Annotated in this window: 19 protein-coding genes; 8 read left to right on the plus strand and 11 right to left on the minus strand. The window is 66.7% G+C overall.

The window, feature by feature from the left end; genetic code table 11:
- The first annotated feature begins 4 nt into the window (after positions 1-4).
- A complete protein-coding gene (locus tag KM031_RS13825) occupies positions 5-1,303 on the plus strand; it encodes an SPOR domain-containing protein (RefSeq protein ID WP_215506934.1) in 1,299 nt (432 codons plus the stop codon).
- 85 nt (positions 1,304-1,388) lie between these two features.
- Here the strand turns inward: KM031_RS13825 and KM031_RS13830 are convergent, their stop codons facing one another.
- The 3 genes from KM031_RS13830 to KM031_RS13840 form a co-directional block, all read right to left on the minus strand.
- Positions 1,389-2,414 carry a hypothetical protein gene (locus KM031_RS13830; RefSeq protein ID WP_215506932.1) on the minus strand — a complete coding sequence of 342 codons (1,026 nt, stop codon included), beginning with the start codon at positions 2,412-2,414 and terminating at the stop codon, positions 1,389-1,391.
- An 88-nt stretch (positions 2,415-2,502) separates the two neighbouring features.
- A complete protein-coding gene (locus KM031_RS13835; RefSeq protein ID WP_215506931.1) occupies positions 2,503-2,991 on the minus strand; it encodes a GNAT family N-acetyltransferase in 489 nt (162 codons plus the stop codon).
- A complete protein-coding gene (locus KM031_RS13840; protein ID WP_215506929.1) occupies positions 2,988-4,625 on the minus strand; it encodes an AMP-binding protein in 1,638 nt (545 codons plus the stop codon). Before KM031_RS13840 ends, KM031_RS13835 begins: the two co-directional genes overlap by 4 nt.
- Positions 4,626-4,722: 97 nt before the next feature.
- Here KM031_RS13840 and KM031_RS13845 point away from each other — a divergent pair, with 97 nt between their 5' ends.
- On the plus strand, positions 4,723-5,655 hold the full coding sequence (locus KM031_RS13845; protein WP_215506927.1) for a DMT family transporter: 933 nt from the start codon (positions 4,723-4,725) through the stop codon (positions 5,653-5,655).
- Here the strand turns inward: KM031_RS13845 and KM031_RS13850 are convergent.
- The gene (locus KM031_RS13850; RefSeq protein ID WP_215506925.1) at positions 5,640-6,230 is read right to left on the minus strand and encodes a thymidine kinase; all 591 of its coding nucleotides are present in this window, start codon (positions 6,228-6,230) and stop codon (positions 5,640-5,642) included. The two genes, KM031_RS13845 and KM031_RS13850, sit on opposite strands and share 16 nt — an antisense overlap.
- 501 nt (positions 6,231-6,731) lie before the next feature.
- Here KM031_RS13850 and KM031_RS13855 point away from each other — a divergent pair.
- On the plus strand, positions 6,732-7,187 hold the full coding sequence (locus tag KM031_RS13855; RefSeq protein WP_215506923.1) for a hypothetical protein: 456 nt from the start codon (positions 6,732-6,734) through the stop codon (positions 7,185-7,187).
- Between the two features lie 91 nt (positions 7,188-7,278).
- Here KM031_RS13855 and KM031_RS13860 read toward each other — a convergent pair whose 3' ends face one another.
- Positions 7,279-8,670, minus strand: a complete 1,392-nt coding sequence (locus tag KM031_RS13860) for a DEAD/DEAH box helicase (protein ID WP_215506977.1) — start codon at positions 8,668-8,670, stop codon at positions 7,279-7,281.
- Between the two features lie 442 nt (positions 8,671-9,112).
- On the opposite strand from KM031_RS13860, the gene KM031_RS13865 reads away from it, so the two are divergent.
- Entirely contained in the window at positions 9,113-10,510 is a 1,398-nt protein-coding gene (locus KM031_RS13865; protein ID WP_215506921.1) for an aldehyde dehydrogenase family protein, read from the plus strand.
- A gap of 6 nt (positions 10,511-10,516) precedes the next feature.
- On the opposite strand, the gene KM031_RS13870 is transcribed toward KM031_RS13865, so the two are convergent.
- From KM031_RS13870 to KM031_RS13880, 3 genes are all read right to left on the minus strand, one after another.
- Entirely contained in the window at positions 10,517-11,671 is a 1,155-nt protein-coding gene (locus KM031_RS13870) for an MFS transporter (protein ID WP_215506919.1), read from the minus strand.
- Between the two features lie 114 nt (positions 11,672-11,785).
- A complete protein-coding gene (hrpB, locus tag KM031_RS13875; RefSeq protein WP_215506917.1) occupies positions 11,786-14,230 on the minus strand; it encodes an ATP-dependent helicase HrpB in 2,445 nt (814 codons plus the stop codon).
- 157 nt (positions 14,231-14,387) lie between these two features.
- Positions 14,388-15,116, minus strand: a complete 729-nt coding sequence (locus KM031_RS13880) for a DUF3108 domain-containing protein (protein ID WP_215506915.1) — start codon at positions 15,114-15,116, stop codon at positions 14,388-14,390.
- Between the two features lie 144 nt (positions 15,117-15,260).
- Here KM031_RS13880 and meaB point away from each other — a divergent pair, with 144 nt between their 5' ends.
- The 4 genes from meaB (at position 15,261) to KM031_RS13900 (ending at position 18,515) form a co-directional block, all read left to right on the plus strand.
- Positions 15,261-16,235 (plus strand): methylmalonyl Co-A mutase-associated GTPase MeaB, encoded by a 975-nt coding sequence (gene meaB, locus KM031_RS13885; RefSeq protein ID WP_215506913.1) that lies wholly within the window; start codon positions 15,261-15,263, stop codon positions 16,233-16,235.
- 211 nt (positions 16,236-16,446) lie between these two features.
- The gene (locus tag KM031_RS13890; protein ID WP_215506912.1) at positions 16,447-17,544 is read left to right on the plus strand and encodes a bifunctional transcriptional activator/DNA repair enzyme AdaA; all 1,098 of its coding nucleotides are present in this window, start codon (positions 16,447-16,449) and stop codon (positions 17,542-17,544) included.
- A 103-nt stretch (positions 17,545-17,647) separates the two neighbouring features.
- Positions 17,648-17,935 carry a 50S ribosomal protein L28 gene (rpmB, locus tag KM031_RS13895; protein WP_215506975.1) on the plus strand — a complete coding sequence of 96 codons (288 nt, stop codon included), beginning with the start codon at positions 17,648-17,650 and terminating at the stop codon, positions 17,933-17,935.
- Between the two features lie 148 nt (positions 17,936-18,083).
- On the plus strand, positions 18,084-18,515 hold the full coding sequence (locus KM031_RS13900) for a copper chaperone PCu(A)C (protein WP_215506910.1): 432 nt from the start codon (positions 18,084-18,086) through the stop codon (positions 18,513-18,515).
- A 15-nt stretch (positions 18,516-18,530) separates the two neighbouring features.
- Here KM031_RS13900 and KM031_RS13905 read toward each other — a convergent pair whose 3' ends face one another.
- From KM031_RS13905 to KM031_RS13915, 3 genes are read right to left on the minus strand one after another with little or no spacing between them, the layout of a single operon-like run.
- Positions 18,531-19,871 carry a sensor histidine kinase gene (locus KM031_RS13905; protein WP_215506908.1) on the minus strand — a complete coding sequence of 447 codons (1,341 nt, stop codon included), beginning with the start codon at positions 19,869-19,871 and terminating at the stop codon, positions 18,531-18,533.
- On the minus strand, positions 19,868-20,530 hold the full coding sequence (locus tag KM031_RS13910) for a response regulator (RefSeq protein WP_215506906.1): 663 nt from the start codon (positions 20,528-20,530) through the stop codon (positions 19,868-19,870). Before KM031_RS13910 ends, KM031_RS13905 begins: the two co-directional genes overlap by 4 nt.
- Positions 20,530-20,769 (minus strand): PepSY domain-containing protein, encoded by a 240-nt coding sequence (locus KM031_RS13915; protein ID WP_246567281.1) that lies wholly within the window; start codon positions 20,767-20,769, stop codon positions 20,530-20,532. Before KM031_RS13915 ends, KM031_RS13910 begins: the two co-directional genes overlap by 1 nt.
- Positions 20,770-20,950: the final 181 nt, after the last annotated feature.

Below are 20,950 nucleotides of genomic sequence, written 5' to 3' on the forward strand. Positions count from 1 at the left end.
AGTCATGCTTCGTAAGATTGTTGCGGCCGCAATTCTGGCGGCTGTTGCCGGGGTTACTGTTGCGCAGGCGCAGACGGTTGCGCAAATCGGTGGACCCGCAGAGCTGCCGCCCTCCAGCTTCAAGGGCCAGATGTATGTCGACAGCCGGGGCTGCGTGTTCCTGCGCGCAGGCCTGAGCGGGCGCACCAACTGGGTGCCGCGCGTCAGCCGGGATCGCAAGGCGCTCTGCGGCTATCCGCCCACCCTTGCCGCCATGGCCAATCCTGTGCCGGTGGCCGAAGCGCCTGCCGTGACTGTGGCCGAAGCACCCGCCCCCCGGGCGACTGGCAAGCCGCTGAACACCGTGGCGACGCTGACCACCCCGCCGAAGATCCGCATGACGCCGCCTGCGGGCGCGATGACGGCCGAGCCCTATATGACGCGGGCCGTGCCCGCCGCCATTGCCGCACCGCCTGCGGTGGTTATGGCACAGGCGCCGCGTGTGGCGGTGCAGCCGCCCGTGACCCGCGCGCCCGAGCCGATCCTTGGCCCGGTGCAGACCGGGCTGACCGGCGGCAAGATCGGCTGCTACACCTCGGCCCCGGTGCCGAAACTGGTGTCGCTGTCCAATGGCGGCACAGCGGTTCTTTGCACCAGAGGCGATGGCACCCTGGCCGGGGCACGGGCCCCGCTTTACGCCAAGGTGGCGATGGGCGAGGGCAACCGCGTCGGGGCCGGGCTTTATGATCCGGCAGGCACCCGCGTCAGCCGGGGCAATATGTCGGTCGATGCGGTGGGCAGCGCGGATCGCGCGACCATCGTGACGACCTACGCCGCAGCCCCCGAGCCGATCGTGATGCCCAAGGGCTACAAAGCCGCTTGGACGGATGACCGCCTGAATCCCTACCGGGCGCAGGGCACGGCACAGGGTCAGGCGCAGCAGGATCAGCTGTGGACGCGGGAAGTGCCGTCCAATCTGGTCGCGGCACAGGGCACCGTGGTGCGCCGGGTAGCCGTCTCCACCAAGGGCACCGCCCCGCGCGTGCAGATCTCGACCAAATCCGAGCCAACGGCGCGGGTTGCCAAACCGGCAACCAAGGGTAGCTTCTATGTGCAGGTCGGCACATTCGGGGTGGCCAGCAATGCCGAGGGCGCGCGGGCGCAATTGCGCGCGGCGGGCCTACCGGTTGGCACCGCGAAGATCAGCAAAGGCGGCAAGCAGATGCAGATGGTTATGGCCGGCCCCTTTGCCGACAGCGCTGCGGCGCAGATGGCCTTGCGCGCGGCGCGCGGCGCAGGCTTTGGCGACGCTTTCATCCGCTAAGACATTTCCGTTCAGGCAAAAAACGGGCAGATATAAATCTCACGCCCTCCTGCCATTGGCCGGGGGGCGCTTTTCTGTCTGCCGCTCACTCGGCGCAGATCGCCTGAAGGCTGATCCAGTCGCCATCCGGCAAGACGGGCTTGGCTGGGCTGCGGGCGAAAGGGTCGGCCTCGATCAGCGCCAGCGTGGCCTCGCCGCTCGGGTCCAGTGCCCGCGCATAGGGGCTGGAGGGGATGCCCGCCTCGGCAAAGCGCGCCAGCAGCGGCTCTGCCGCAAGCGGGGCGGGGGGGGCAAGCAGAAGTTCCGCGCCATACCCCTCGACCGCGCCAGGATCGAGCCGCCCGGTGGTCAGCAGTCCAAAGGTGGCGCGCAGCCCCGCATGATCCAGCAAGGGTTCCATCGGATCGGCCGTGCTGGCCCGCTGCGCCTCGGCCAGCGCGAAACCGGCGGCGAGTTCGCCGCTTTCCTGCGGTTCGATCAGGCTGCGATGCAGAGTGATGATATGGCCGGGCAGATGCAGCGCCTTGGCAGCCCCATCGCGTAGCACATAAAGCTGCGGCGGGTTGGGGCCAAAGACCCGCAGCGCCATCCGGTCCAGCGCCGCCTGCCCGGAGGGATCGGCGCAGGGCGCACCTGCCACGCGCGACAGATCAGCCAGTGCCATGCGGCCAATCGCCTTGCGGGTGGCTTCGGGCACCATCGCCGCCGTATGATCGACCATGGCCGAGGGCACAAAGGCCATGCCCAGCAGCAGCACCAGCGACGTGCCGATCAGGAACAGGCTGCCGCGCAGCCGCCCCGGTTTGGGTCGTTCTGACGCCAGCGCATCGCGCACGGTTTCCAGCGCCGCGATCATCGTCGTATCGTCCAGTTCCAGCGTTTCCAGCGCATCGGGTCCAGGGGCATAGAGCGCAGGCATCTCGCCGGGGTTCAGCCGCTCCACCGCGGGCAAAGACCAATGCGACAGCGCGGTTTCGGTGCGCGGATCGGCGAGCGTCAGCGAAGCTTCGCCAAACGCCACCACAACCTCGCGGCGCTGCAACTCCGGCGCCTCGCGCCACAGGCCCGGACTTTCCAGCTTCTGATATTTTTTCAGCGCCGTGCTGCGCATGGAGGGCCTTTTTTGCCGCGTTCAGCGGACCTTAGCGCGGATGATGCAGGCTCACAACCGGCTCTGCCCGCCGCAGCGCGGCAATAGGCTAGTCCAGACCGAAGGCGGCATGAAAGCGCAGGGCACCGGCGGCGGTGCTGGCACATCGGCGGGTCAGAACATAGTCGGGCGGGATGTCGGGCGCAAAGATCGCCGGGTCGGCGGCAAAGCCGAAGCGGCCATAATAAACCGGGTCGCCGACGATCACCACACCGCCCACCGACAGGCGGCTGAGCTGTGCCAGCGCCGCCCCGATCAGCGCCGTGCCGATGCCGCTGCGCTGCTGCGCCGGATCCACCGCCAGCGGCGCGATGCAGGCCCAGCCCGTTTGCCCGCCCACCGAACAGGGCGAGGCCGCGATATGCCCCTGGATGCCGTTTGGCCCTTCTGACACCAAGGACAGCAGCAGGCCGCCTTCTGCCCGCAACCGCGCAACGATTTCGGCCTCGTTGCCATCGGCATGGGCGGCGGTCAGAAAGGCCTCGGTGATCAGCGTGGCAATGGCGGGCGCGTCCTGCGGCCCCTCGGGGCGGATCATCCTTTCTGCGCCATCAGCTTGGCCACGGCGCGCAGCTCGAACTTCTGGATCTTGCCGGTGGAGGTTTTGGGCAGGTCACAAAACACAACCGCTTTGGGGGTGGCAAACCCGGCCAGCCGGGCACGGCAATGTTTGATCAGCTCGTCTTCAGTGGCGGACATGCCGGGCTTCAGTTCGACAAAGGCGCAGGGCACTTCGCCCCATTTGTCATCCGGTTTGGCGACGACCGCGCAGAGGCTGACGGCGGGGTGGTGCATCAAGGCCCCCTCCACCTCGACCGAAGAGACATTCTCGCCGCCGGAAATGATGATGTCCTTCGCGCGGTCGGTGATCTTGATATAACCATCAGGATGTTGCAACGCGATGTCGCCGGAGCGGAACCAGCCGCCCTTGAACGCCTCGGCGGTGGCTTCGGGGTTCTTGTAATAGCCCTTCATCACCATGTTGCCGCGCAGGGCAATCTCGCCCAGATGGGCAGCATCGCGCGGCACCGGCATGCCGTGGGTGTCATGCACCTCGGCCCCTTCCAGCGTCGCCATGGCGACGCCGGTGCGGGCCTTGAACGCGGCGCGGTCCTCGCCGGTTTTCTGATCCCATTCGGGTTTCCACAGACATTCGGTGGCGGGGCCATAGGTTTCGGTCAGGCCGTAAACCTGCGTCACGTTGAAGCCCAGCGGTTCAATCGCCGCCAGCGTGGCGGCGGGCGGCGGGGCACCGGCGGTGAACACCTCGACGATCTGGGCAAAGTCGCGGCGGTCTTCGGGCTTTGCATTGATCAGCGTGTTCAGCACGATGGGCGCACCGCCGAAATGGGTAACCCCTTCATCGGCAATCGCATCATAGACCGCCTTCGCCGTGATGTCGCGGCAACAGACGATGGTGCCGCCCATCATCGGGATCATCCAGGGGTGGCACCAGGCATTGCAATGGAACAGCGGCACGATGGTCAGATAGACGGGATACAATTGCATCCGCCAGGCAATCACATTGGCCATGGTGGCGAGATAGGCACCGCGATGGTGATAGACCACGCCCTTGGGGCGCCCGGTGGTGCCCGAGGTATAGTTGATGGCGAGGCTTTCCCATTCGTCCTGCGGCAGGATCCAGTCAAACCCCGGATCGCCTTCGGCCAGAAGCTCTTCATATTCAAGGTAATGGCCGCTGGCGGCAAAGCCTGCCTCGGCATCGGCAACCTCGATGATCTGCGGCGCGGGGCCCTGCATCTTCTTGATTGCCTGTTCCGCCAGCGCCACAAAGGCGCTGTCCACCAGCACGATCTTTGCCCCGGCATGGCCGAAGATATAACCCACCGTATCGGCATCCAGCCGGGTGTTGATGGTGTTCAGCACCGCACCGCAGGCGGGCACGCCGAAATGCGCCTCGGCCTGTTGCGGGATATTGGGCAGAAGCGTGGCCACCACATCGCCGGGGCGGATGCCGCGCGCCACCAGCGCCGAGGCCATGCGGCTGATCCGGACGGCATATTCGGCATAGCTGCGCCGCGTGGTTTTCCAGACCAGTGCGGTGCGGTCGGCATGAATATCCGCGGCGCGCTTCAGATGCGACAGGGGTGTGAGCGGCACATAATTGGCCGCGTTTTTGTCGAGCCCCGATTCATCCACCAACCAGCCCATCGCATCCTCCCGAAATCTCGCGCATATGTCGCTTTTCGGCGGGCAGTTTGCGTCCGTATCGGGTGATTGAAAAGAGCATCACGAAAGGAAATTACGCATGGCCCCCATGACACAGGATCGCACGCTGACCGCAGCCGGCATGGTGCTGATCTATGCCATGCTGATCGGCTTTACCGACAATTTCGTGCGGGTGATCGCGGCAGAGGCCGGGCTGTGGCAGTTTCATGCCACGCGGTCGATCATGGCCTGGGGATTGCTGCTGGCCTTGATGGTGCCTTTTGGCCTGCGTTTGCGTCCGGTGAACATGCGGGCGGTGGTGGCGCGGTCGGCGATTCACGGGCTGGCCATGCTGATCTATTTCGGCGCGCTGGCGTTTTTGCCGGTGGCACAGGTTGCGGCGGGGCTGTTCACGGCGCCGATCTTTGTGCTGCTGATCTCGCGCTTTGCCTATGGCCACAGGATCGGCCCGGTGCGGATCATCGCCGTGGCCATCGGCTTTTGCGGTGTGGTGCTGGTGCTTGGCCCTTCGGCGATGGCGGGGGCCAGTGTGGCGGCGTTTCTGCCGGTGCTGGCGGGCGGGCTTTACGCCATGGGCAATATTGCCACGCGCGAATGGTGCCCCGAAGAAAGCGCCGAAACCCTGCTGGGCGGGTTTTTCGCGGCCCTTGGGATTCTGGGCCTGATCGGCATGGCCCTGCTGGCGCTGATGCCGCTGGCGGTGCCGGAGGGGGCGGCGGGCTTTGTGCAGCGCGGCGCGGTCTGGCCCTCAGGCGCCTTCTGGTTCTGGACCTTTGTGCAGGCGGCGGGATCCTTGCTGGGCGTGGGCATGATGATCAAGGCCTATCAGCTGGCCGATGCCAGCAGGGTCTCGGTGTTTGAATATGTGATCCTGCCCGCCTCGGCGCTCTGGGCCTGGCTGATCTGGGGCGAAACGCTGACGCCACTGGCGATTGTCGGCATGTGCCTGATCACGCTGGCGGGATTGCTGATCGCCGCGCGGTCGAGGCAGGTGGTTCAGGCAACCGCCTGATCGGCCACCGCCGCGCGCCAGTGGCGGCGGCACAGGCTGACATAGGTTTCATTGCCGCCGATCTGTACCTGTTCGCCATCGCGCAGGGCGCGGCCATCCGGGCCGCGCCGGATCACCATGGTCGCCTTGCGCCCGCAATGGCAGATCGTGCGCACCTCGCGCATTTCATCGGCCCAGGCCAGCAAGGCCGCCGAGCCGGGAAACAGATTGCCCTGAAAATCCACGCGCAGCCCGTAGCACATCACTGGCACGCCCAGATCATCCACGGCCTGCGCCAGTTGCCAGACCTGCGGTTTGGTCAGAAACTGCGCCTCGTCGATGAACACGCAGGCCACCGTGCCCGCCGCAAAGCGCGTGCGCAGCTTGGCCAGCATATCCTCTTGCGGGCCAAAGGTATCGGCAGCCTCGCCGATGCCGATGCGGCTGGCAATCCGGCCTTCACCGGCGCGGTCATCAAACCGCGCGGTCAGCAGATAGGTCGCCATGCCGCCTTCGCGGTAATTGTGCGAGGCTTGCAGCAGGGCCGTCGATTTGCCCGCATTCATCGTGGAGTAATGGAAGTAAAGCTTTGCCATGATGCGCGCGGCGATAGCGCAAAAGCCCCGGCTTTCACAAGCGGGGCTTTTGCGTCACTCGTCCGAAATCGTTACACACTCACTGATACGGCTACGTTACAGACACTGATACGGGCACTGGCAAGTGCGGGCAGGGGTCACGCCGGATGTGGTGGCTTCGGAAAGCCTTGTTCCACAGGGCGCGGGCACAATCGGGGCACAGAACGGCACCCCGGATACTCGTTACACAAAGATCACCCGGCACGAGGGGCACCGGCAATCGCAGAACTGGTTACGCACAGGACGGGCCCGCCGCAGGGTCGCCCAAAAAACAGGCTCCCATTCCATACAGAACAAGGCACGGCGGACCCCTACCCATGCCGACGCTGGGGACGCCGGCCACTCACTACGGTTCCGATTACGCGGAACTGAATTATGAATGACAAAACCCTGTCATCCGATTAATGGGAAAACGAAGATCGTTTTCCCCCATGCTCTTGCAGGGGTTTTGAAGGTTGAGAAATGTCCGTTGCATCCTATCTCAAGAAACATACCGAGGCGCTCGTCAAAGACGTGGGCATCGAAGCGGCATGTGAACTGACCGGCAAATCCAAGGCGACGATCGGGCGCTATTATTCGGATCAGCACGAACATGGCGACCGTTTCATGCCGATTGATGTGGTGGCGGATCTGGAGGCGGCGGCGCGCTTTCCGCATGTGACCTCGGCACTGGCCGATCTGCGGGGCATCACGCTCAGCTATGACGCCGAAAAGCGCAATGCGCAGTCGTCGGGCATCAATGCCGATGTGGTGGCGCTGGCCCAGCGGTTCGGCATGCTGATGGCGGAATACAATCAGGCGATTGGCGACGGCAAGATTTCAGTCAACGAGGCCAAGCGGCTGTTGCGCGAAACGCTGGCCATCCAGCAGGTCTTGCTGGAGATGAAGCTGAACCTTGAGGATGAGGTGGATTCCTGAACCAGGGCGGCGGGCTGATCGCCGCCGCGGCCGTGTCCAGATGCAAAAAGGGGCGGTGAACCGCCCCTTTTTTATGACACGGTGATGTGGATCACGAGGCCATCGCGCCGCGATTGGCCGGGCGGCGTGCGCCCTGCGGTTTCTTCGGCGTGGCAAGCCCCCCGGCAGAGCGGCCCGCGCCCTGCGGTTTGGCACTCTGCGGCTTGGCGCCAAACGGCTTGCCACCCTCGGCGCGCTGGCCTTGGGGTTTTGCCCCTTGCGGCTTTGCGCCCTGCGGACGACCGCCCGGCTTGGCCCCCTGCGGGCGGCCCCGGTTCTGGCCCGGCTTGACGGCGGCCTTGACCACATCCATCGCCCAGGGCGCGCCACCCACCACCGGGATCGGCTTTTTCAGCACTTTCTCGATGGCTTGCAGCTCTTCCATCTCGGCAGGGGCACAGAAGGCGATGGCATTGCCTTCTGCCCCGGCACGGGCGGTGCGGCCGATGCGATGGACATAGTTTTCCGGCACATTCGGCATGTCGTAGTTATAGACATGGCGCACGCCCGGAATGTCGATGCCGCGTGCGGCCACATCGGTGGCCACCAGCACATCCAGATCCCCGGCGCGGAATTCGGCCAGCGTGCGCTCACGCTGGTTCTGGCTCTTGTTGCCGTGGATCGAGCTGGCCTTGAAGCCCCAGCTGACCAGCAGCTTCATCAGCTTCTCCGACCCGTGTTTGGTGCGGCCAAAGACCAGCGCCTGTTCGCCCGGATGCTTTTTCAGATAGGTTTCCAGCAGTTTCGCCTTGTCACCCTGCGGGGTGTAATAGACGCCCTGCACGATGCGTTCGACCGGCTTGCCGGGCGGGGCGACCTGCACGCGCACCGGATTGCGCAGATAGGTGTCGGCGATTTCTTCGATGTCCTTCGGCATGGTGGCCGAGAACAGCAGCGTCTGGCGCTTGACCGGGATATGTTTGGCAATCCGGCGCAGCGCGTGGATGAACCCCATGTCGAGCATGTGGTCGGCCTCGTCCAGCACCAGATAGCCGCATTTTTCCAGGCTGACCGCGCCGCGTTCCAGCAGGTCGATCAGGCGGCCCGGTGTGGCGATCAGCACATCGGTGCCGCGCGCCAGCCGCTCGGATTGTTTGTGGATCGACGCGCCGCCGACCACCATGGTCAGTTTGACCGCCGTGCCCTTGGTGAACACCATGAAGTTGTCGTGGATCTGGCTGACCAGTTCCCGCGTCGGGGCCAGCACCAGGGCGCGCACATTGCGCGGCCCCGGCGGGTGGCCGATGTCGAGCAGGCGGTGCAGCAGCGGCAGGCCGAAGGCCGCCGTCTTGCCGGTGCCGGTCTGCGCCAGACCCATCAGGTCGCGGCCTTCCATCACCTGCGGAATCGCCTGCACCTGAATCGGGGTGGGGGCGGTAAAGTTGGTTTTTTCCAGCGCCTTGAGGATATTCGGCGAAAGGCCGAGGTCTGCGAACGTCGTCATCATATGTCTTTCCGACAGACCACAGGCCTGTCTGCAACCGCCCAGCTGGCGGAAGGAGGGGGCGGTGACGCCTCGCCCTCGGAACGGATTCCCGAGTGCCGTCGGCACCGCGGAACCCCTGCGTGATGGTGGGAACCTGTCCCCGCGCCCTCATATGGTGCTCACGCGGCACGGGCGTCGGTTGTGGTGCAGATGGGGCCTGCCTGTCTGTTTGTCAAGAAAAAAGGCCGGGAGGCAGAGTCGTGGGGCCGGGCACCGGGCGGCGTGGCCGGGATTTCTGTCGTCTGGCGCGGCCGATCTGGCGGCGGCGGCACACAGGATCCTTGACGTGATCCCAGAACAAAGCTCTGATTATAAATCGTTTTCCTGTGGCAAACAGGCCCTTCTGGTACCGCTGTGGCGGTCCGACAAGAAAGGGCAACAGGACGGGGGGAGGGGCGGCATGGACGGTGGCGATCCGGTAGCGAGGCTGTTTCACCTGCAATCGTCCGGGGCGGCGGCGCGGCGCGCCACCTTCGGGCTGACCGAGCGCCGCGCGGCGTTGGCCCGGCTGGCCGACGCGATCCGGGCGCGGCAGGCCGAGATCGTGGCAGCGCTGGCGACCGATTTCGGCAAACCCGAGGCAGAGGTGGTGCTGACCGAGATCCTGCCGCTGTTACAGGAAATCGCCCATACCTCGCGCCATCTTGGCCGCTGGATGCGGCCCCGGCGGGTGCGGGCCGGGCTGTCGGCCTTTGGCACCTCGGCGCAGATCGTGACCGAGCCGAAGGGCACCTGCCTGATCATCGCACCCTGGAACTATCCGCTCAATCTCGCGCTGGGGCCGCTGATCTCGTGTCTGGCGGCGGGCAACAGCGCGATCCTGAAACCGTCAGAGCTGACCCCGGCCACATCGGCGCTGATTGCCGATATCGTGGCCGAGACCTTTGCCAATGATCTGGTAGCGGTGGTCGAGGGCGGCAAAGAGGTGGCCGAGGCGCTGCTGGCGCTGCCCTTTGACCATATCTTTTTCACCGGCAGCCCCGAGGTTGGCAGCCGGGTGATGGCGGCGGCGGCAAAGACGCTGGCCTCTGTCACGTTGGAGCTGGGCGGCAAATCGCCCTGCATCATCGGGCCGGGGGCGGATCTGGCACAGGCCGCCAAGTGGATCGCCTTCGGCAAATTCACCAATGCCGGGCAGACCTGTATCGCGCCGGATCATGTGCTGGTTCATGCCAGCGTTGCCGCCCCTTTCAAGGCGGCGCTGCGCCATGCCATCAACCGGCTTTATCCCGGTGGGCTGGCGTCGCCCGATCTGACGCTGGTGATCAACGACCGGCACGCGCAGCGCCTGACGCATCTGCTGGGAGAGGCGCTGGACATGGGGGCGCGGCTGGTCACGGGTGGGCCGTCGCGCGGGCGGCGCATCCTGCCCACGGTGATCGAAGCGGTGACACCCGAAATGGGGCTGGACCGGGACGAGATCTTTGGCCCGATCCTGCCCTTGCTGATCTATGACGATCTGCCCGATGCCTTGGCCCGCATCGCAGCGCGGCCAAAGCCGCTGGCGCTTTATATGTTTGAAAAAGACCGGGGGCTGGTGGAGCAGGTGATTGCGGGCAGCACCTCTGGCTCTGTCGGGGTGAATCTGACGATGCTGCAATTCTCGCACCCGTTCCTGCCGTTTGGCGGGGTGAACCGATCGGGGCTGGGGGCGGCGCATGGGCAGTGGGGCTTCCGGGCCTTCAGCCATGAAAAAGCCGTGCTGCGCAACAGGTTCAGCCCGGTGCCGCTGCTGTTTCCGCCCTATACGGCGCGGGTGCGGCGGCTGATCGCGCTGGCGCAGCGGATGCTGGGCTGACCCGCCTCAGTGCCGGGCCGCATCCGCCGCCCGCACCAGCCCGGCCAGCGCCGCAACCACCAGCAGCAACAGCGCCAGCGCGCCATAGGTCCAGCGAAAGCCGATGTGTTCGGCCACAAACCCGATGGAAGAGGGGGCGACCAGAATCCCGCTGTAGCCGATCATCGTCACCGTCGACAGCGCGGCGCCACTGGCCATGCCGGGATGATTGCCTGCCGCCGAAAACATGATCGGCACGGTATTGGCGATGCCAAGGCCCGCCACCGCAAAGGCGACCAGCACCACCGGGGCCGAGGGGGCTGCGGCGGCGACCATCAGCGCCAGCGCGGCCAGAATGGCCGAGGCGCGCAGGGTCAGCACCGCGCCAAAGCGGTTGCGCACCGCATCGCCCGCAAAGCGCATGATCGCCATGGCCCCCGAGAACAGGGCAAAGCCCATGCCCGCCACCGCCACCCCAGCGCCATGTTCCTGCAACAGGTATAGGGCGGCCCAATCCATCACCGCGCCCTCGGGCACCATGCACAGCAAGGCCATCAGCCCGATCACCCAGATCAGCGGATCGCGCGGCAGCAGCCGGGTTTTCGGCGCATCCTGCATCGGCCCGGTCTCCGGCGCGGCATAAATCCGGGGTGCGGCCAATGTCACGATCAGCGCCACCGCTGCGGCCACGCCCAGCGCCTGCGCCACAGCGCCCCATTGCGCCAGCGCTAGCCCGCCAATGCTGCCACCCAGAAAGCCGCCGAGGCTCCAGAATCCGTGGCTGGAGGACATGATGGCCCGGCGCATCCCGCGCTCGACCTCGACCGCATTGGCGTTCATCGCCACATCCATGCAGCCGATCAACGCCCCGAACAGCGCCATCGCCAGCGCCAGCAGCGGCAGATTGGGCGCGATCACCACCAAGGGCAGCACCGGGATCACCGCAAAGGCAAAGCCGCACAGCACGCGGCGCGCGCCATGGCGCTGGATCAGCCGCCCGGCGAACAGCATGGCCGCCACCGCGCCCAGACCCAGCACGAGGATCAACAGGCCCAGCATCGCCTCGCCTATGCCGTGGCGGGGCAGCAGCAGCGGAATCTGCGGTGCCCATGCCCCCATGATGAAACCATTGGCCAGAAACATCGCAGCCACCGCCCAGCGGCCCTGTTGCGCATCCGTCATCGCCCACTCCCTGCTTGCCCGCACAGCCATATCCGCGGACTGACGCAGGGGGAAGATGTGCGGCTTCACAGAGTGTTGCAACCGATTTCAACCGTGGTCAAAGCGGTGTGAGGCTCAGGTTCCGCGCGGTTTGGTGCGGGTTGTGGGATCTGCGGCGCGCGGATCTTCCGGCCAGGGGTGGCGCGGATAACGCCCGCGCATGTCGCGGCGCACATCGGCATAGGAATTGGTCCAGAACCCCGGCAGATCTGATGTGACCTGCACCGATTTGCCGCCCGGCGACAGCAGCGTGATGCGCAGCGGCAACCGCTTCGGCCCGACTGTGGGGTGAACCGTCACCCCGAACAGCTCTTGCAGCCTTACCTCGATGCCCGGGGCCTCGCCGTCATAGTCAATCGGCACGCGCCGCCCCAGCGGGGTTTCAAAATGGCTGGGGGTCAGCTGATCCAGCAATTGCGCGCCGTCCCAGCCCAGCAGCGCCCGGATCGGTTCCAGCAGATCAAGGCTGCGCAGCTCGGCCTCGCTGCGCTTGCCCGAAAGATAGGGTAGCAGTGCATCGCCCGCCAGCAGCGCCGCCTCCGACACATCGGGCAGGGCAGAGCCGTCGCGCCGACACAGATCCACCCGCGCGGCCAGACGCCGGGCGGCGGCGCTCCAGTTCAGGCCGATCTGGCGCAGCCCGTCCAAGGCGGCGCGGGCAAGTGCCTCGGGCGGCGCATCGGTCCAGTGCCGGTCGTCCAGCACCAGCGCGCCGAAACATTCCTGTTTGCGGGCCACCACCCGGTTGTCGCGCTTGGACCATTCGCAGAGCGCGCGCCAGCCGATGCGGCCACCATGCACGGCGCGCAACTCGGCCTCTGTCAGCGCCACCGCCTGCCGGATTGTGGCTTCGCGCAGATCGCCGTCCAGATCGGTGGCCACCAGCAGCCTCTGCCCCGATAGCGGCAGGCCCGCCGCCATCGCCGCCCCCTTGCCACCGGACAGAACCCAGCGCGGCGCATCGCCCTTGCGGCGCAATCCCACCCGGTCCGGATAGGCCAGCGCCGCCATCTGCCCAAGGCTCAGCCCCAGCGGTGCGTCGGGCACCGCGCGGGCCAGCCGTTTGGCCTCTGCGCGGATGCGCTCCACCGTGCCGCGATGCACCTCGCGCCCGTCCCGCTCGGCCCGACCAGGGTCTTTGACCGCCGCCATGCGTAGGGCCAGATCGGGCGGCGCCCCACGTAGCGGATCCCGCTCTGCCAGCACTGCCGCCAGCGTCGCCGCCTCGGCCCCGCCACCCGCGCGCAGCAGCATATGCCCCAGCCGGGGATGCAGCGGCAGCGCCGACAGCGCCCGCCCGTGATCGGTGATCCGCCCGGCGACGTCCAGCGCCTCCAGCGCCGTCAGCAGCGCGCGCGCCTCGCCCAGCACGCCCGGATGCGGCGGGGTCAGGAAGGGCAGATCGCCGCCGCCCCAGACCGCAAGCTCCAGCGCCAGCCCGGTCAGATCGCCTGCCTCGATTTCGGCAGGCGGATAGGCGGCAAGCCCGCCCTCTTCGCCCTTGGACCACAGTCGATAACAGACCCCCTCGGCCACCCGCCCGGCGCGGCCCCGGCGCTGTTCCGCCTCAGCCCGCGTCACCCGCTCTGTCACCAGCCGCGCCATGCCCGACGGGGCATCATAGCGTGCCCGGCGTGCGCGCCCGGCATCCACCACCACCCGTATATCGGGAATGGTGAGCGAGGTTTCCGCAATCGCGGTCGCCAGCACCACCTTGCGCAGCCCCGGGCTGGCGGGGGCCAGTGCGGCCCGCTGCGCCGCAAACTCCATCGCGCCGAACAAGGGGCGGATCTCGCAGCCGCGCAGCCCCTTCAGCAGCCCCTCCACCCGGCGGATCTCGCCCTCGCCGGGCAGGAACACCAGCACCCCGCCCTCGGGGCACTCCTCCACGGCCTGCACCACCAGCGCCGCTGCCGCCTGATCGACACGCGCCCGCGCATCGAGCGGGCGCGGCAGCCAGCGGGTCTCCACCGGAAAGGCCCGCCCCGCCGAGGTGATCATCGGCGCATCGCCCAGCAGAGCCGCCACGGGTGCGGCGTCCAGCGTGGCCGACATCACCACCAGCAGCAGATCGTCGCGCAGCGCCGCCCGCACCTCCAGAACCAGCGCAAGACCAAGATCCGCATTCAGGCTGCGCTCGTGGAATTCGTCAAAGATCACCGCGCCGATCCCGTCCAGCGACGGATCGGTTTGCAGCATCCGGGTCAGGATCCCTTCGGTCACCACCTCGATCCGCGTGGCACGGCTGACTTTCGCCTCGCCCCGGATGCGATAGCCGACGGTCTGCCCCACCGGCTCGCCCAGCGTTTCGGCCATACGTTCGGCGGCGGCTCGGGCGGCCAGCCTGCGCGGCTCCAGCATGACAATCCGCCCGCTGCCCAGCCCGGCCTCCAGCAGTGCCAGCGGCACGCGGGTGGTTTTCCCGGCCCCCGGCGGGGCCTGCAAGACTGCCATGCGCCGCGACTGTAACGCCGCGATCAGCGCGGGCAGGGCCTCGTCAATCGGCAAACTGTGCTGCATCCGGCCCCCTGATCTGGCTGGCTGGCGTCACAGCAGAAGCGGCGCGCCAATGCAAGCGTGAAGGCACGGCTGCACCAACCCCGCCCTCTGCCATTTGCATTTTGCCCAAATACTCAGATCCGGCAGCACCGCATCGACGGTGCCGGGCTTGTGCGGATCAGCGCCGCACAAGCCGCGCCTTGCCGTAAAGCGTGTCCATCGCCACCTCGACCACGCGCATCCGGCCTTCGCCCGCCGGGGCATAGGTCAGGGTAAAGGGAAAGCGCGTCTTCTCGGCCATGTCTTCGGGCGAGAACCCCGCAACCCGCCGGTATTCGCCCGAACAGACCACCTTATCGCCCGTGGCCTTGGCGGCAGAGGTCACAAGGCGGCTGGCGCGGTGGCCATCAAACATCTTCAGATCGACCCGGCATTCCTGCCCCGCGGCCACTTCGCGCAGCGTGGCAAACATCGCGGTCAGCGGATCGACCGTGCCGCCCTGCGTCGCCGGATCGACATCATAGGCGCGGGGTTTGCGGTTGGTATTCGTGCTGGTCAGTGCGGGCACGCCCTTGCTGTAGCGCAGGGTGGATTGCGATTTGCGTTTGCCGGTATCGGCATCCTCGGAATAGGCTCTGGGCAGATAGGTGCCCTTGGCCGTGATCGTGCCCGAGGCGGTGGCATCATAGCGCACCTTCTTGAGCAGTGCGGCAAGCCCCGCCGTTTTCAGCCGCCCCTTGACGGAATAGGCAGCGCCCGGCGCACCATCCCCGCTCCAGGTCAAGGCACCGGCGCTGATTCCCCGCAGCACGAAATCGAACTCTGCCTGTTCGGCCCGCGCCCCCGTGGTCGCAGACAGCAGCGCCGCCGCGAAGATCACGCCCGTCAAACCTTTGCTCACCTGCATCACATCCGGCCTTTCTGGAACATGCGGCTGGTCATGCCGTCTTGCGCACTGGCATATAGGGCGGCGAACGGGCATTACAGCCCCGGATGTGGCGGTCGACCCCCGGCCCCCATGAAATGAGCGAAGCCCTGCCGGAGAGCCGCCATGGATGTTACAGCTCTTGCACAATCCGTGACACACGGCGACCGCCGTGCCTTGGCCCGTGCGATCACGCTGGTGGAAAGCGCCCGCGAGGATCACCGCACACAGGCGCGTGCGCTGGTGGCAGAGGGGGCCAAAGCCGGCCGTCAGGCGCTGCGCATCGGGCTTTCGGGCACGCCGGGCGTGGGCAAATCCACCTTCATCGAGGCGTTTGGCTGCCTGCTCACCGCGCAGGGGCTGCGGGTGGCGGTGCTGGCGGTGGATCCCAGCTCTGCCCGGTCAGGCGGTTCCATTCTGGGCGACAAGACGCGGATGGAACGGCTGTCGCGCGAGCCTCTGGCCTTCATCCGCCCCTCGCCCAGCCAGACCCACCTCGGCGGCGTGGCGCGGCGCACCCGCGAGGCAGTGGCCCTGTGCGAGGCGGCGGGATTCGACGTGGTGTTGATCGAGACGGTGGGGGTCGGGCAGTCGGAAACCATGGTCGCCGAAATGTGCGATCTGTTTCTGCTGCTGCTGGCCCCGGCCGGTGGGGATGAATTGCAAGGTGTCAAGCGCGGCATCATGGAAATGGCCGACCTAATCCTGGTGAACAAGGCGGATGGCGATCTGAAGCCCGCCGCGCTGCGCACTCAGGCCGATTACGCAGGCGCGCTGCGCCTGCTGCGCCGCCGACCGCAAGACCCCGACGGGTTCCCCAAGGCGCTGACCGTCTCCGCCCTGGAACTGCAAGGCTTGCAGGCCGCCTGGGCCGAGATGCAGGTGCTGGCCGACTGGCGCCGCGCGCAGGGCCATTGGGCCAGCCGCCGGGCCGATCAGGCGCGCCACTGGTTCGAAGAAGAGGTCCGCCATGGCCTGCTGGCCAGCCTCAACCGCGACCCGGTGAAAGGGTTGATGCAGCGTCTGGGTGCCGAAGTCGGGCAGGGGGGCCGCACCCCGGATGATGCGGCGGCAGAGCTTCTGACGCTGCTGGGCCGCTAGGCAGGCAGGGGGCGCTCGCGCCCCCTCTGCGGGCTGCGCCCACATTCACCCCCTGAGGATATTTTTGCCAAGATGAATGGGGAAACAGGTTTGTATTTCATCTTGGCCCAAATATCCATGTTGTAACGGTCACGCAGCGGACGGGTTGGCTGGGGGAATACACGCCCGATTTCCGCGCCCCTGTCAGGCGCGAATCGGATAGGCTCTGCGCATGTTGTTCACACTCCCCGATCCCGACAGCCTGTATCAGGCCCTGCTGGCCCGTGACCCGCAATATGATGGCCGCGCCTTTGTGGGCGTGGCGTCGACCGGCATTTTCTGCCGGTTGACGTGCCCGGCGCGCAAACCCCTCCGGCGCAATTGCAGCTTTTTCGACAGTGCTGCGGCCTGTCTGGAGGCGGGGTTTCGGCCCTGCAAACGCTGCCACCCGCTGGGCGAGATTGCGCCCGCGCATCAGGCCTTGCTGGCCGCGCTTGAGCAGGATCCGGCGCGGCGCTGGTCGGAGGCGGATCTGGTGGCGCTGGGGCATGATCCTTCGACCCTGCGCCGGGCGTTCCGGCGGCAGTTCGGCATGACCTTTCTGGATCTGGCCCGGCAGGCGCGGCTGCGCCATGCCGCGCGGCATCTGGCGCAGGGCGGCACGGTGATCGAGGCGCAGCTGGAGGCGGGATTCGACAGCGCCTCGGGGTTTCGGGCCGCGTTTGCGCGGCTGCTGGGCCATGCGCCGGCGCGAATGGCCGAGGCTGCGCTGTTGCGGGCCGATTTCATCGACACGCCCCTGGGGGGCATGGTGGCGCTGGTCGATGACCATGCGTTGCATCTGCTGGAGTTTACCTCGCGCCCGGCCTTGGGGGCAGAGCTGCGCCGTCTGTCTGCCTTGACCAAGGGACGGATCGGTCTGGGGCGCAGTGCGATCACGGATCAGCTTGAGGCGGATCTGGCGCGGTATTTCGCGGCCGAGTCGGCGCAGTTCACCACACCGATGGTGCTGTATGGCACGCCGTTCACCCGCGCGGTCTGGCAGGCATTGCAGACCATTCCGCCGGGCGAGACCCGCAGCTACAGCCAGATTGCCCGCCAGATCGGTCGGCCCGAGGCGGTGCGGGCGGTTGCGCGCGCCAATGGGGCCAATCAGCTGGCGGTGCTGATTCCCTGCCACCGGGTGATCGGGGCGGATGGATCCCTGACCGGATATGGCGGCGGTCTGTGGCGCAAGGAGCGGTTGATTGCGCTGGAGGCCCGGCTTGCCGCCGCTTCGCGTGATCAGAAGCTGCGTGAATCGCTTGACCTTGCTTGCAATTGGCCATAAACGGCGGCGATGGAATTCGGTGCCTGCTGGCTCAGTGGGCGTCATTGGTGTTACTCCGGGCCGCCGCTGCCGTGCAATGGCCCGAAAGACAAGGAACAAGACGATGTCGCGCGTCTGCGAACTGAGCGGAAAAGGCCCGATGGTTGGCAACAATGTCAGCCACGCCAACAACAAGAGCAAGCGGCGCTTCCTGCCGAACCTGAACGATGTCACGCTCATCTCTGATGTGCTGGGCCAATCGTTCAAACTGCGGATTTCGGCGGCTGCCCTGCGCACCGTGGATCACCGCGGCGGTCTGGATGCGTTTCTGGCAAAAGCCAAGGACGACGAACTGTCGGACAAAGCGCTGAAGATCAAGAAAGACATCACGAAAGCCCAGGCTGCGGCCTGATCCTTTCCGGTGATGAATGCTGAAAACCCCGCCATCGTGCGGGGTTTTTGCATTTGGCGGGTTTGGTCCATGTGCGGACTTGTCGCTTTGCATGGGGCGTGAAAATCGGCTTTGTTGCGGGCAGTCAGTCTTTTTGCAGGATCTTGCCATGCGCCTTCTTTCCAGCCTTGTTGCCGCAACCCTTCTTGTGGCCTGCCCTGTCTTTGCCGATGGCATTCAGATCAAGGATGCCTATGCGCGCAGCTCAGGCCATATGGCGAAAAGCGGCGCTGCCTTCATGGTGATCGAGAATCAGGGCAGCACCGATGATCGCCTGATTGCGGCCAGCGCCGAGTTTGCCAAGAAAGTTGAACTGCATACCCACCGCGAAAGCACGGATGGCGTGATGCAGATGGTCGAGGTTCCGGAAGGCTTTGCGGTGGCGGCGGGTCAAAGCCATGCGCTGGCGCGGGGTGGCGATCATGTGATGTTCATGGGCCTGACCCGCAGTCTGAACCAGGGCGATGTTCTGACTGTCACCCTGACCTTCGAGAAGGCGGGCGAGATGGCCATCGAGGTTCCGGTTGATCTGAACCGCTGAGCCGGGCAGGGCGGGTCAGGCCACCAGTGGCAACCAGACCCGTGCTTCAAATCCCGGATCGGCATTGGCCAGTTCGATGCGCCCGCCTGCCGCTTCGGCAATGTCGGCGACGATGGCAAGGCCGATGCCATGCCCGGCCTCATCCAGCCGCAAGCCGCGCTGGGTGAGCAGATGCAGCAGGTCGGGCGGGGCGCCCGGCCCGTCATCGCGGATGGAGAGGCACAGCTCCTCCGCCCCGCTGCTCGCCTGCACAGTGACGCGTTCCGTGGCGTGGCGCAGCGCGTTTTCCAGCAGTGCGCCCAGCAGTTCGGTCAGGTCTGCCGCGTCGATGCGGGCGCGCAGATCCTCGGCGCCCGACAGCACCCATTCGGTATCTTCGCCCTGCGGCGTGCGTTGCAGCACGGCGACCACCTTGCGCAGCACCGGCATCACGGCGGTTTCGGCATGGCGCGGGTCCGTCAGCAGCCGCGCCCGGGTCAGTTCGCGTTCCACGTGACGGCGCATGGCGGTGACGATGGTGGCGATGCTGGTGGCGATTTCGCCCTCGCCGCGCTGGCGCAGCCGGTCGGCGTCGCCCTCCAGCGCCTGTAGCGGCGTTTTCAGCCCATGCGCCAGATCGCCCGCCCGTGCCCGCGCCCGGGCCAGCTCGGCGGCGCGCGCCTCCAGCAGGCCGTCGATTTCGGCGGCCAGTGGCATCACCTCCTCGGGCAGATCGGCCCCCATGCGCCGTCGCCGCCCTGCGGCGAGATCGGCCACCCGTGCCCGTGTGGCGGCCAACGGGCGCAGCCCGACACCGATCTGCACCGCCGAGGCGGCAATCAGTGCGGACCCCAGCAGCGCCAGATAAGGCAACAACTCTGCCAGAAAGGCCTGACGCGCCGCTGCCAGTTCGGCGCGGTCGGTGGCAAGGGTCAGCCGCAGCAGCGGCGCTTCGGGGCGGGTGCCGAAGCGCAGGCTGCGGTCCAGCACCAGCAGGGCCTCGCCCCGTGGGCCGGGCAGCGTCAGCACCGTGGCGGTGCCGGGCGCGGGGGGTGTTTCGGGCAGGGGCAGGGTGTAATCCCAGAGCGAGCGGGTGCGCTGCACCTGATCGCCCAGCCGGATCTGCCAGTAATGCCCCGAGAGGGGCTGCATATACAGCGGATCAATCGGGGTGCTGCGCAGCACCGGCTTGCCATTGGCATCGGGTTCGATCGCGGCGGCCAGTGCCAGAAAGCGCGAGTCGAGATCTGCGACTGCCACCCGCTCCACATGGCGGTCGAACAGCAGGGCCAGACCACCCGCCGCGAGCGCCAGTGCCAGCCCGATGGCCGCCGCCCCTGCCAGTAAGAGCCGCAGCCGGATCGAGCGGGCCGTCACGCGGTCTGATCCAGATGATAGCCGAAGCCGCGTCGGGTGAGGATGGTCTCGGCGCCCAGCTTGCGCCTGAGCCGAGTCACCACCGCCTCGACCGCGTTCGCCTCACGCGAATCGTCATCGCCATAGAGATGTTCGCGCAGCTCGGTCGGGGGCACGGTGCGGTCACGGTGCAGCGCCAGATAGGCCAGCAGGCGGAATTCCAACGGGGTCAGCACCACCGGCACCCCAGCCTGTGCGGCGGTCATCCGGTTCATGTCGAGGCTGAGCCGCCCGACCACCAGCACCGACCCGCCCCGCCCGACCGAGCGGCGCACCAGCGCGCGGGCGCGGGCCAGAAGTTCCTCCATGCGGAAGGGTTTGGGCAGATAGTCGTCGGCCCCGGCATCAATGCCTTCGACCCGTTCCGTCCAGGCCCCACGCGCGGTCAGCACCAGCACCGGCACCTCGACCCCTTCGGCGCGCCAGCGTTTCAGCACGGCCAGCCCGTCCAGCTTGGGCAGGCCCAGATCCAGCACGATCAGATCATAGGTTTCGGTTCCGCCCAGAAACCATGCGGCCTCGCCATCGGCGGCCATTTCCACCCGGAAACCGGCCGCGGTCAGCGCCCGGTCCAGATCCGCCGCGATGCGTGGATCGTCCTCGACGACAAGCGCCCGCATCAATCTTCCTCTTCATCGACATCCAGAATGATGCCGGTCACGGCATCCACGTCCACTTCGATCAGACGGCCATCCGGCGTCAAGATTTCCAGTTCGTAAATACGGGCGTTCCGCTCATATTCCAGCTCGATCTCGATGATGCGGCCCGGATGCGCGGCCTCGACACCGGGCAGGATGCTGGCGAGCGGCAGAATTTCGCCACGTGCCACGGCGTCGCGGGCCAGTTCAGCATCATCCATCGGCAGAGGCGGCTCTGCGAGGGGCGGAGAGGGGGGCACTTCGCTTCCCGCAGCGGCGGGCCACAGAAGCAGGCACAGAAGGGCAAGATGATATCGCATGGTGGCAGATTAGCTGCGGGCCCCTGACAATTGGCTGACAACAGGGGTCAGGCCGCTGTCAGGAAGCCTGTGGCAAACAGCC

It is taken from the genome of Gemmobacter fulvus (assembly GCF_018798885.1).
GTDB classification, from domain to species: Bacteria; Pseudomonadota; Alphaproteobacteria; order Rhodobacterales; family Rhodobacteraceae; genus Gemmobacter; species Gemmobacter fulvus.